Annotated in this window: 10 protein-coding genes; 3 read left to right on the top strand and 7 right to left on the bottom strand. The window is 39.0% G+C overall.

The genetic code is table 11. The features are described from left to right. The first annotated feature begins 81 nt into the window (after positions 1–81). Both BUA72_RS06500 and BUA72_RS06495 read left to right on the top strand, forming a co-directional pair. Positions 82–528, top strand: coding sequence for a hypothetical protein (locus tag BUA72_RS06500; protein WP_072922242.1), 447 nt, complete (start codon positions 82–84; stop codon positions 526–528). 86 nt (positions 529–614) lie between these two features. After that, complete coding sequence (locus BUA72_RS06495; RefSeq protein WP_072922241.1) at positions 615–1,034, top strand: toxin-antitoxin system YwqK family antitoxin; 420 nt, start codon at positions 615–617, stop codon at positions 1,032–1,034. A 114-nt stretch (positions 1,035–1,148) separates the two neighbouring features. On the opposite strand, the gene BUA72_RS06490 is transcribed toward BUA72_RS06495, so the two are convergent. From BUA72_RS06490 to lpdA, 4 genes are all read right to left on the bottom strand, one after another. Next, positions 1,149–1,949, bottom strand: a complete 801-nt coding sequence (locus BUA72_RS06490; protein ID WP_072922240.1) for a patatin-like phospholipase family protein — start codon at positions 1,947–1,949, stop codon at positions 1,149–1,151. A gap of 291 nt (positions 1,950–2,240) precedes the next feature. After that, positions 2,241–4,181 (bottom strand): S9 family peptidase, encoded by a 1,941-nt coding sequence (locus tag BUA72_RS06485; RefSeq protein WP_083544125.1) that lies wholly within the window; start codon positions 4,179–4,181, stop codon positions 2,241–2,243. Positions 4,182–4,259: 78 nt separating this feature from the next. Continuing rightward, positions 4,260–4,874 (bottom strand): PH domain-containing protein, encoded by a 615-nt coding sequence (locus BUA72_RS06480; protein ID WP_034732120.1) that lies wholly within the window; start codon positions 4,872–4,874, stop codon positions 4,260–4,262. A gap of 29 nt (positions 4,875–4,903) precedes the next feature. Next, the gene (gene lpdA, locus BUA72_RS06475) at positions 4,904–6,292 is read right to left on the bottom strand and encodes a dihydrolipoyl dehydrogenase (protein ID WP_034750188.1); all 1,389 of its coding nucleotides are present in this window, start codon (positions 6,290–6,292) and stop codon (positions 4,904–4,906) included. Positions 6,293–6,570: 278 nt separating this feature from the next. On the opposite strand from lpdA, the gene BUA72_RS06470 reads away from it, so the two are divergent. Further along, the gene (locus BUA72_RS06470) at positions 6,571–7,455 is read left to right on the top strand and encodes a hypothetical protein (protein WP_047451895.1); all 885 of its coding nucleotides are present in this window, start codon (positions 6,571–6,573) and stop codon (positions 7,453–7,455) included. Between the two features lie 134 nt (positions 7,456–7,589). On the opposite strand, the gene BUA72_RS06465 is transcribed toward BUA72_RS06470, so the two are convergent. The 3 genes from BUA72_RS06465 to BUA72_RS06455 form a co-directional block, all read right to left on the bottom strand. Beyond that, the gene (locus BUA72_RS06465; protein ID WP_072922509.1) at positions 7,590–7,844 is read right to left on the bottom strand and encodes a hypothetical protein; all 255 of its coding nucleotides are present in this window, start codon (positions 7,842–7,844) and stop codon (positions 7,590–7,592) included. Positions 7,845–7,985: 141 nt separating this feature from the next. Beyond that, positions 7,986–10,649 (bottom strand): glycoside hydrolase family 3 N-terminal domain-containing protein, encoded by a 2,664-nt coding sequence (locus BUA72_RS06460; RefSeq protein WP_072922239.1) that lies wholly within the window; start codon positions 10,647–10,649, stop codon positions 7,986–7,988. After that, positions 10,649–12,091 (bottom strand): alpha-L-fucosidase, encoded by a 1,443-nt coding sequence (locus tag BUA72_RS06455; protein WP_083544124.1) that lies wholly within the window; start codon positions 12,089–12,091, stop codon positions 10,649–10,651. Before BUA72_RS06455 ends, BUA72_RS06460 begins: the two co-directional genes overlap by 1 nt. Between the last annotated feature and the right edge of the window lie 132 nt (positions 12,092–12,223).

Raw genomic sequence — 12,223 nt, 5'->3', positions numbered from 1 at the left:
TTGCTGATTAGAACTGCGAACACATCATCAAATGGCTTCATATTTGATTGGGTTTAAACCTAACCAATAACCCACCATCCAATGATCAAACCGATTTTATTAGGAGCCTTCTGCATTACTCAGTTTTCTTTAGCTTATGCAGCAGAAAAACCAGCGATAACCACTCAACCTCTTCATCTTTCCAATGAGGTACAGCCTTTCCAGAAAGTACCCAAAACATTGATCATCAAAACGAAAAAGTTTAAGATCAGAATTGACAAACAGCCTAACGGAAAATACCTTTACCAATCCTGGGCAGCCAATGCCAAAATCACTTCAAAGCCAAGTATGATCATCAGTGACGGGGAATTGATTCCTGACGGTTCGGGAGGAAATTACTATTTCAGCTTTGTGAATGAAGGCTACAGCTATCAGGTCTGGAGGAATTATCTTACCGATTCAGCTTCCAAAGCACCTTATACTTTGGTTGTAAGTGACGAAAATGACCGTGAAGTGGTACGTCAGGATGCGGTTGTTGTTAAACAGTAATGAGCTGGACAACAATTCTCAGATCCTAAATAATATATCGTAGTTTTATTACCATTTTTCAAATTCACAAAATGATATAAAAAACTATGAAAACATTTATTTATCTACTCTTTATTCTATGTTCTTTTTTAAATTCTTGTGCACAACAAAGATTTGAGAAACCGCCAAAACCTGGAAAAGGAAAGGTATACAAAAATATATTGCCTTCTAAGCGAAAAATGTCATATTATTTTAGTTCAGGAGCACTTAAGAAAAATTCTGATAGTTTATATTGTTGGCAAATAGATCATGAATGTCACATAATTGATGGAAAAACGAAACTTTTCACCTACTATCAAACCTCAGGTGACGACAATCCTATGCTTGTCCCTTATGATTATGCAGAAGGAGAATTTTTAGAAGGAAAATATCAAGGAATCTGGAAGTATTATGATGAAAAAAGAAAGGTTATAAAAAAAGAAAAATGGGATAACGGAAAATTGATATATAGAAAAGAGTTTAAATAAAATTTACCCAAGAACTTCGAACCAGCAACTGGCAACTAGCAACTAGCAACTAGCAACTAGCAACTAGCAAATCTACCCAACTCTCGAACCCGCAGTCCGTAACAACCCTCAACCTCAACTCCCCGATTGGCGCAATTCAGATCGGAAACCGCTTGTGTCATAGCTTTCTTCTGCCGCCTGGTATCCTACATTGAAAATCTCTTCCAAGCGATCTTTTCTACGCTCAAAAGTTCCATAACTGGACAGTTTTTGGGAGGAAATAAACCAGTCGCAATAATCGAATTTTCCTTTTTCTATTCTGTAAGAAAGAAGGTCATAGGAACGGGAAACAATGGCTTTGATTGATTTTAAGTCGTTGATATCAATGTTATGGGGAGGAGAAACAAAAACACCGATCAGTTTGTCACATTCTTCTCTGATGATATCTGCGGGAAAATTATTAAGAACACCTCCATCACAGTACATTTCATCGCCGATGATGTAAGGTGTCGTCACTCCGGGAATGGAACATGACGCAATAATAGCATCTACGACTTTGAAGTTTTCGTCAAATATTTTTTGGGTTCCGGAAACCAGTTCTGTGGCAACAATTTTCACTTCCTTATTCAGATCACCCAGTTTCATATCATGGAAAATAGGTTTAAGATAATTCCTGAAAATAACCGAAGAAACAAGCCCCGGCTGATTAAACGTAAAATGTTTCCAGTTGAAAAAGTACACTGAATTGAAGAACTCTAAAATTTCGTCCGGCGTTTTTCCGACCGCATACAAACATCCTACAATAGATCCCGCACTACAGCAGGACAGCACATCTACATCGATTTTCTTTTCGTTCAAGAATTTCAACACTCCTGCATGGGCAATCCCTTTGGTACCGCCTCCAGACAAAACCAGTCCTGTTCTCTCAAAATTCATAGAATAAATGTAAGGAATCGGGGTGAGAAAATGAGGTTAAATTTTAGAAATCTCATATTTTAGAACTATTCTAACAGATAGCTTCTGTTAAACTCTGCTTAAAATTAATATCGGAGCTGGAAGAGGGAAGAGGGAAGAGGGAAGAGGGAAGCTGGAAGTTACTATTGGACATTCATTTTAAAACTTTCCATAAATTCAATGAAACATTCTTAAAAATTGATAAAACTCAATTCGAGTTATATTTTAGCCGTTCAATAACTTCCCTCTTCCAGCTTCAGACCTCCTACCCTTTTATTTCAACAAATATTCCTGCATAAAACGAATCACCGCAAGTCGCTGGAAATCTACATTTTCTTTTTTTCTGAATCCGTGTCCTTCGTTTTTAGCCTCGAGATACCAGACTGTTTTGCCCTGAGCTTTCAGCTTGTCTCTCATCTGAACAGCTTCCGTCACCGGAACTCTCGGGTCATTGGTTCCCTGGATGATAAACATCGGTTTTTTGATCTTGTCAATATTGTTCAGAGGAGCAATTTTAGTAAAGAATTCAGCCATTTTAGGGATTCTTTCGTCACCATACTCTACCCTTCTCAGATCTCTTCTGTATTCTTCTGTATTTTTAAGGAAAGTATTGAAATCAGAGATTCCAACGATGTCTACAGAACATCTGATTTTATCGGCATATTCGTAAGCGGTAGCGAGGGTCATAAAACCACCGTAACTTCCACCCATGATCATAATTCTGTCTTTGTCCAGTTCAGGCTGTTTTGCGATCCAGTCCAGAAGGCTTCCGATATCTTTTACGGAATTCATTCTCAGATCCCAGTTATCTGCTGCAATGAATGTTTTTCCGAAGCCTGAAGATCCTCTTACATTAGGATAAATCATGGCCACGCCCATTTCATTGGTGAAATAGTTGGAAGAACCTATAGATGATGCCATAGACTGCCCTTCCGGACCACCATGGATGTTAATAATCACCGGTCTCTTTCCTGTAAATTTAGAAGGTGCAGGATAATAGAATCCAGAGATTTTCATATTATCAAAGCTTTTCCATTCGATCAGTTTGGGAACGGACATATCTGCCGGCTGCATTTCACCCTGTTCACTTTCTGTCCATCTTTCAATATTCTGGCTGGCCATATCCATTTTATAAACATCCGATCCGGAATTGGCTGCAGATCTGGAAAAATAAAGCGATTTCCCGTCATTCGAAAACTTAACTCCACCAATCAATCCAACCGGAAGCTGGCTTACCGGCGCATATTTTTTGGTTGCCGTATCAAGAATATATAATTTATTGATTCCGCTCTCATTTGTGACAAAAGCAATCTTAGACTGATCTTCAGACAAATCATAATCTTCAACGTTCCATGGGATGGATGACGTCAGATATTCGGTCTTTTTTGTTTTTAAATTTAAAACGGCCAGTCTGCTGAATTCATTATTCCGGTCTGTCACATAAAAAATTTCATCCGCATTTTTACTGAAAGAAGCACCACCCTGCACCACTCCTTTTTCTTTCCGGTCGGTAATAGGTTCCAGCTTTTTGGTTTCCAGATCATAGATGTACAGGTAAGAATCGTTGGCAGAAACATATTCTCCAATCAAAAGCTTTTTACCGTCCTCGGACAGATCGGAGATTCCCCAGCCGCCACCTTTTACTTCAAGGATAAGCTGTGTATCTTCAGGTTTTAAAGGATTCATATAATAAATATCCCTGTCGCCACCGTTTCTTTTCGTAGATGAAAAATAGAATCCTGAACCGTCTTTTTTCCACTTCATACCGCCATTCTGGGATCTTCCGCCATCGGTAAGCAGTTTGGACTCCAAGGTTTTAAGATCAAGCTTAAAAAGCTGTCCGAATTCATTTCCTCCCGTATCTTTCGTATAAATAAGGTATTCCCCTTTTACAGGCTCGTAAGATGCTGAATTGACAGGTTCATCAAAGAACGTGATCTGTTTTCTCGCTCCCATTGGAACAGAGATTTTATGAAGCTGGTTGGTAGAAGCAAAACGGGTCACTGCAATGATTTCTTTCCCATTGGGATGAACGCTTGCAACCCCTGCATTTCTGCTTTCGGAATATTTTTTAATCGCCTGATTCAGATTTTTAGGAATCGGCAGAATATTCTCGGCAATGAGGTTTTCATTGGGACTTACAAACTCATTTTTCGTCTGTGCAGAGAGTATTCCGGCCAATGACAGAGCAAGAATGATATAGTTGTTCTTCATTTTTAAAATTTTTCCTGAATTTACAAAAAAACCACAGACGAAATGTCTGTGGCTGGTATATTAAGAGGTAAGATCTTCTTAATTATTGATATACTTTTCAAAGATGGCCGAGAAATCTTTCTGATTGTATTTCTCATAGCTGCTCCTAGACCAGTTGAAAACATATTCATTTACATGCTGCAATTCCTGGCTTTTGGATACATTTTCCTGCTTTCCGGCCGCAACTGTTGTAATTGCTTTCTGAAGGCTGTCTACAGAGAACCCTAAAATCGACTGATTATGGTGTACTTCCTGCTGAATCGCCAAAAGAGCTTTGTAAAGATCTTTTAACTGATCGATCTGACCTTTGCTTACACTGATCATCAACGGAACATTTCCGATATGGAATGAAATTTCCACGTCAAGATCAATCGTTCCCGCAGTCTGTAACGCTATATTGGAGAAAGGAAACTGATAATATTCGTACCTTCTTAAAATTCTCTTTTTGTCCAGAGCACTGGCTCCGTCGATATGAATTAATGCTCTGTTGGTAAAGCAGTATTCATCTCTTTTAGATTTGATTAAGAAGAAAATTCTTTCATTATCTTCCGATAAAATATAGTCGTCCGAGTCTACTTTGTCATAGTCCTGAGAAGGGATAATTTTCCCGATATCACCAAGACCCAGTGCTTCTGCAGCAAGTTTTTTAAACATCTTTGAATACGTTATTAGTTATGTTTGAATTAGATGTGGATCACTTCACCGTAAGCCGCTGCTGCTGCTTCCATAATGGCTTCAGAAACTGTTGGGTGCGGGTGGATCGATTTAATGATTTCATGACCTGTAGTTTCCAGTTTTCTGGCAACCACTGCTTCTGCAACCATATCTGTAACGCCTTCTCCGATCATGTGGCATCCTAACCATTCACCGTATTTAGCATCAAAAATTACTTTAATGAAACCATCTGTGTTTCCGTTAGCAGTAGCTTTACCACTTGCAGAAAGAGGGAATTTACCTACTTTGATCTCATATCCTTTTTCTTTAGCCTGCTTTTCTGTAAGACCTACAGAAGCTACTTCAGGGTGACAGTAAGTACATCCAGGGATATTGCCATAGTCGATTTTCTCAACGTGCATTCCTTTGATTTTTTCTACACAAGTGATTCCTTCAGCAGAAGCGACGTGTGCTAAAGCCTGAGTAGGAATAATATCACCGATTGCATAGTAACCAGGAACTGAAGTTTCGTACCATTCGTTAACCAAAACTCTTCCTTTATCTGTCTGGATTCCCACTTCTTCCAATCCGATATTTTCGATATTGGCAGCGATTCCTACAGCAGAAAGTAAAATATCAGCTTCAAGGGTAATGGTTCCGTTAGCAGTTTTTACAGTAGCTTTTACGCCTTCACCGCTGGTGTCAACGCTTTCTACAGATGCATTGGTCATGATCTCGATTCCTGTCTTCTTAAGAGATTTTTCTAAGTGCTTAGAAATTTCTTCATCTTCTACAGGAACGATGTTTGGCATAAATTCTACAACGGTTACTTTAGTTCCCATTGTATTATAGAAATCAGCAAATTCTACCCCGATAGCTCCGGAACCTACCACAATCATAGATTTCGGCTGCTCAGGAAGAGATAATGCCTGTCTGTATCCGATTACTTTTTTACCATCCTGAGGAAGGTTTGGAAGTTCTCTTGAACGTGCACCTGTTGCGATAATGATATTTTCTCCTGCATATTCAGTTACTTTACCATCTTTATCTGTAACAGACACTTTTTTACCTTTCTGAACTGTAGCTGTACCAAGAATCACATCGATCTTGTTCTTCTTCATCAGGAATTCAATTCCTTTGCTCATTTTGCTGGCTACCCCACGGCTTCTCTGGATTACGTTTGGAAATTCAAAACTAGCTTCCACCTTATTCAGACCATAGTCTTCAGCGTGGTTGATATAATGAAAAACCTGCGCAGACTTCAATAAAGCTTTCGTAGGAATACATCCCCAGTTAAGGCAGATACCTCCTAAGTTTTCTTTCTCGATAATTGCAGTTTTGAAACCCAATTGTGCTGCTCTGATGGCTGTAACATAACCGCCAGGACCGCTTCCGATGACAATGATATCGTAGTTCATTATTTTAAAAATTTTTATGCGAATTTAAGGAAAAATATTGGATGTTTTATGTTCTGGCATTTCATATTTCACTGAACACTAACTTGATTTCGCCGGCTGCCGGTGAACCCATTTTCCATAAACGCATTTTTTTTATCAAATATTAATTACTATTCTAAAATTTAAATTCACACAAAAACATCACATTACAGTGATGTACTATCACAAGAAGTAAAATAATCATTTGTAAATGAATACAGTATAATATTTTTCTTTATTTTTGCAGAAAATCCAAACAAATGAAAACAAAGAATTTAATTTTCGCTTTTCTTTTATGCAGTTTATTCTTCAATGCACAAGTTGGCATTAGAACCACGACTCCTAACAGTACTTTAGCTGTTGCCGGATCTCTGGGCGCCGACTATAAGCAAATCACTGCTACTGCGTACAATATTACGGCTACAGACCACTACATCACGTATGACGGAGCGGCCAATGCTACATTTACCCTTCCTGTCATCGGAACCGGAACGAGCAGCTATACGGGAAGAATTTATAAAATAAAGAATATCTCTGCGTCCGGCATTACGCTTCAGGCATCCAGCGGGAATACTCTGAGAATCGATAATACGCCTGTGACCTCTTTTGTAATCCCTACAGGTGCTTATGCTGAAGTAGTGAACAACAGCAATACAACGGGAGGAACCTGGGATCTTTCCTTTACCGTGCTTCCGAAACCCAGCAATGTAGACATTTACGGGGTACAGCTTTCTATTCCTCCTCACGGGAATGGTAGTCCGGGAGTCAGTGACTGGACTAACCATACGGTAACATCTTACGATACAGGAACCGGAACAGATGCGTGGTGGGTGATCAGCAAAGCTTCCACAACTTATGGTCACACAGCCTCCTTTTCGAATACCAGCCGAATGACCATCGTGTATGAATACCAAGGTCCGGCTTTCAATGTCACCAATATGTACCCGATTTTAACCGCGGGAAACAACTCCAGTTTTCCTGATGTTTTTACCGCTTCTTTTGTCAGTCTAGCCAATGTATCAGGAAAAACAAGACTTACAGTCTCTGTTGCCCGTATTGACTTTATAGGTCTTAACGGAGGTAATAACAGTAACTGGACGGGGACTTTCCTTCTGAATTTACTGTTGGCGAGGAAATTATATTAAAGTTGAGGTAAGACTAAAGCTAAGATTGACTTAATATCATATAAAAGCCGTTTCATTTTGTGTGAAACGGCTTTTTATATTGTGTCTGCTTTCCGTTTTTAAACGGATTTTGTATCATTTTTTGAGATTGAATATTACATTTTTCTCAGCAATTTTTTCTGGCTCTGGTATTTTTCATTCAAAGCTTTTAGCTGATCACGTTTCATCTTTTTAGTGGCAAGCGGGTGATTCAAAATGAGTTTTTTCTCTGTATTGTATCTTTTGTCCAGCTCTCTTGATTTGATATTAATCAATTCACTTTTAGTTGGTGGGGCCGGAGGACTTTTTTGGGCATTAACATTCATTGATAAGCCTAATAACACGACTGTTGATATCAAAAACTTTCTCATGAGATTTATTTTTTTTGAGTGGTTTAAATAATCAATTTTTATCATTTAAATTCATTCAGGTTTCAACAAATATTACATATATCGTACCATAGCGATCATTTGAATTAAAATTCCACACTTTTTTGTGTCAAAAAGGAGAAATTATTCCACTTCAATATTCCTTTTCAAAGGCAGGTTTTTAGAAGAATTTCCAACCATAATCCGGTAGGTGCCTTTTTCTACGATCCACTTCATCTTTTCATCCAAAAACTGAAGGTCTTTTACGGGAACTTCAATTGTCACCTGTTTGGATTCTCCCGGATTCAGATGAACCTTTTTTAATCCTTTCAATTCGATAACAGGTCTGGAAACTGATGCCAGCAGATCTTTTACATACAACTGAATCACTTCACTTCCGGCTTTTGATCCAGTATTTTTAACCCAAACTTTTGCTGTGATGGTTTCATTCTCTGAATATTTTGTTTTGTCTAACTGCAAGTCAGACATTTCGAAAGCAGTATAGCTCAGTCCAAAACCGAACGGATATAATGGCTCTCCACTCAAATCATGGTAGTCATTTCCTCTTCCTGTTGGATGATGATTGTACGTCAACGGCAATTGTCCCTCTTCCACCGGAAATGTGATGGGAAGTTTTCCGGATGGGTTTTCTGCTCCAAACAATACTTTTGCCACCGCATTTCCCCCTTCTTCACCCGGATACCAGACATCCAGAATTGCTCCTACTTTATCCTTCCATGCCGTTGTTTTTATAGCAGAACCACCTACCAAAATTACAGTGACAGGTTTGTTTAATTTAGCAACCTCTTGAATCATTTTTTCCTGATTTCCCGGAAGACTCAGTGAAGAACGGTCCTGAAATTCGCCTTCATGAATGCCTGCCGTGATGATGATATGATCTGCATTCTGCGCCATTTTTAATGCCTCATCAAAGTCTTTCTGATCATTTTCAATGCCATAATTCCAGATCAGTTCAATATTTGCTTCGCCCCTGTTTTCATGGAACTCGATGACGATATCATACTGTTGGTCTTTAACAAAATCCAGAGATATTGTTTTAGTAGAATAACCCAGTTTTTCCCATTGGTCAATCACCGGTTTTCCGTTTAAATACAATCTGAAACCATCATTTCCATGCAGTCCCAACTGATATTTTCCATTTTCTGGAGCTTTCAGTTTTCCTGTCCACCGAATACTATAATTGTCAGGTTGCAGTTTTTCAGGGTCCGGAGAATATAGTGTCCATTTAAAGTTGATCTGTTCATCCTGCCTTTCAAAAGCCGGTGTATCTTTTAAAACGCTGTTGGAAAAATAACTTCCGTGTAATCCTTTTTTGTTCCCGAATGATAAAAGGTCGGCGGGAACTGTTTTAAAGTCCTTCAAATCCCACGTAATCCCTTTTGCATATAGGATTTCTATATTTTTATCTTTGGTGAAATTTTTAATGCCCTGCAGAATACTTACTTTATTATTTCCCGGTCCGGAATATCCGCCCAACCTTGCATCAGCGGCATCTGTTCCGATAATAGCTATCCTCTTTACAGTTCCGGAAACGGGAAGCGTTCCATTATTGTTTTGTAGCAGAACAAAAGACTCAAGTGCAGCCTTTTCGGCTAATGGTTTATGATTGATCTTTTTTAATTCCTGTATTTCTTTGACCGAGACATAAGGATTTTCAAAAAGTCCCAGTTCAAATTTTGCCCTAAGCACTCTTGTTACAGCATCATTTATTCTGTTTTGTGAAATTCTTCCGTCTAAAAATGGTGGTATAAAAAGTTTGTAATGCTGATAGTCTGTCTGAAATATCACATCCAATCCTGCATTGATGGCCTGTGCTGAAGCATCATCATAATCCTTTGCTGTAAAATGCAGTACATTCGCTCCTCCTACCGCACTGGCATCACTGATCACAAAACCTTTAAAGTTCCATTCTTTCTTTAATTTATCTGTGAGCAACCAATGATTGGCCGTTGAAGGTCTTCCGTCCAACAGGTTATAAGAAGTCATGACCGATCTGCTTTTTCCCATTGCAAATGCTTTATCAAAAGGAACGAGGTGATTTTCTTCAAGATACCGCTTACTCCAGTGGATCGGATAAGAATCTCTGCCGCCCTCTCCTACATTGGCTAAAAAGTGTTTTGGAGTGGTAATGATTCCCTGATTTTCAAAAGAACTTACAAAACTAACGCCCATCAATGAAGTTAAAAAAGGATCTTCGCCATAAGTTTCCTCTGTACGCCCCCATCTGACATCGCTGGCAAGATTGACCACAGGTGTCAGAATCTGGCGAATTCCTCTAAGTTTCGACTCTTTTGCTATGGCTGAGGATACTTCCTTCATCAGATCCGGATTGAAAGAAGCAGCCAAACCGATAGCCTGCGGAAAAGCAGTGGCTCCTTCCCGAACCAGTCCGTGTAAAGCTTCATCAAAAGGAATGATTGGAATTCCGAGCCTGGATTCTTCAACGAAGTATTTTTGGATGGCATTGATTTTTATCGCCAGTTTTTCAGCATCTTCATTCGCATTATATTTCAGCATCTGTCCGGCTACACCTCCGCCCTGGTTTCCGGCACTCACCTGCAATCCAAAGATTCCGTGTCTGTACTGGTGTTTGGGAACATTATCCAGATCTCCTGGAATCATAAAACACTGCCAGAATTTTTCTTCCGGTGTCATTCTTTTCAACAAATCCTGAACCCTGATTTCAATGGACTGTTTCGAATCTTTGTATAATGGTTTTTCTTTTTGGGCATGCAAGTAAACAGAACTGAAAGACAATACAATGACCATAATTTTAATCAACTTCATTATTTTGTCATTTGAATTACAGTGGCCAACTTCAGTTTTGTTCTTTCCTCAGGAAGTTTTATTTCAATCCTGTTTCCGGTTTGTTTCCACTGAATTTTTGAACTCAGACCGAGAATTTTCAATGATTTTGGCTGAAAACCGTCCGGAAGCTGAAAATTGAGTTCTGATGGAGTTTTGTACTCTGTTATATCATCGATATGGAAAACATTCAATGTTTTAGCATCTTTTGATTGGGTATAATAAAAATTTCCGTCGTGATAAGGCTCTGCACTTCTGGTTGCAAAAACCGCTGACTGATTTTTATCCATCCAATTGGAAATTTCTTTTAATCTTTCATACACAATCGGATCATAATCTCCATTGGGACCTGGAGCAATATTCATCAGGTAGTTTCCACCTCTTGAGATAATTTTTATAAGGGTTTCTATGATTTTCTGGGAAGATTTATAGTTATCATTGGGAACATAGGAAAAAGAGTCTCCCATTGTGATGCAACTCTCCCAGGGAATAGAAAGGGCATGTTCCGGAACTGCCTGTTCAGGAGTTACATAGTTCTCCCACTTTCCAGGTACGGTACGGTCTACCACAATAATTCCCGGTTGGTTCTTTCTGGCCATGGTCCCTATTTTATCCATATCAATATCCTGTTCCACTTTGATGGTTCTCTGCCATTCCACAGAAGGATCGATGGTTTTAAAAGGACGTACCCAACCCCCATCCAGCCAAAGAATATCGATTTTCCCATAATTGGACGTGATCTCGTTCAGCTGATTAAAAGTGAATTTTTTAAAGTTATTCCATCTTTCAGGGTATTTCTTCGGGTCATAGTTGACATTCCTATCTTTTGGTGGAAAGTACGGCCACCAGTAATTTTCAGAATGCCAGTCAGGCTTTGAAAAATAGGCTCCGATTTTAAACCCATCTTTTCTAAAAGTATTGAAGATTTCTCTGGTAACATCCGCTTTCGGATTTTTTGAGAAAGGAGTTTTGGGAGAAGTAATTTTATAATCAGATTCTTTGGTATCGAACATCGTGAAACCGTCATGATGCTTCGTGGTGAAAACCACATACTTCATTCCGGCTTTCTTAGTAGCATCAGCCCATTTCTGAGGATTAAATTCTACCGGATTGAAAGTTGTCTGAAGATTTTCATAGTTCTTTACATATTCATTGTAAGATTTCCCATGTTCCGGTTTTCTCTGTGTCCAGGATTCATCTTCCGGACAAAGGCTCCAGCTTTCCACAATTCCCCACTGGCTGTAGGTTCCCCAATGCATAAACAGTCCGAATTTAAGGTCCTGCCACTCTTCCAGATTCTGAACGACGAGCGGATCGTCCGGCTTTTGATAGCCTGCAGAAACATTATGCGCCTGCGAAAAACAGGCTGAGGATATAAAAAAAGTGGACAGGAAAAGGTTTTTCGTTTTCTGTTTAATGAGCATACAAGGTTCGTTTTTGCTAATTTAAACATCCTTTCTTTAATCGGCAAACCTTAATTTTAATCTGACAGGACTGCATCCTATCTTGGGGTAAATCACCTGGTTGTACTTGGTTGTCTAGCAGATTTATGATAT

Origin of the sequence: Chryseobacterium sp. OV279 (assembly GCF_900128945.1) — a bacterium.
Lineage (GTDB): Bacteria > Bacteroidota > Bacteroidia > Flavobacteriales > Weeksellaceae > Chryseobacterium.
Note: the sequence above shows the minus strand (reverse complement) of the source record. Positions and strands in the feature narration are given on the sequence as shown.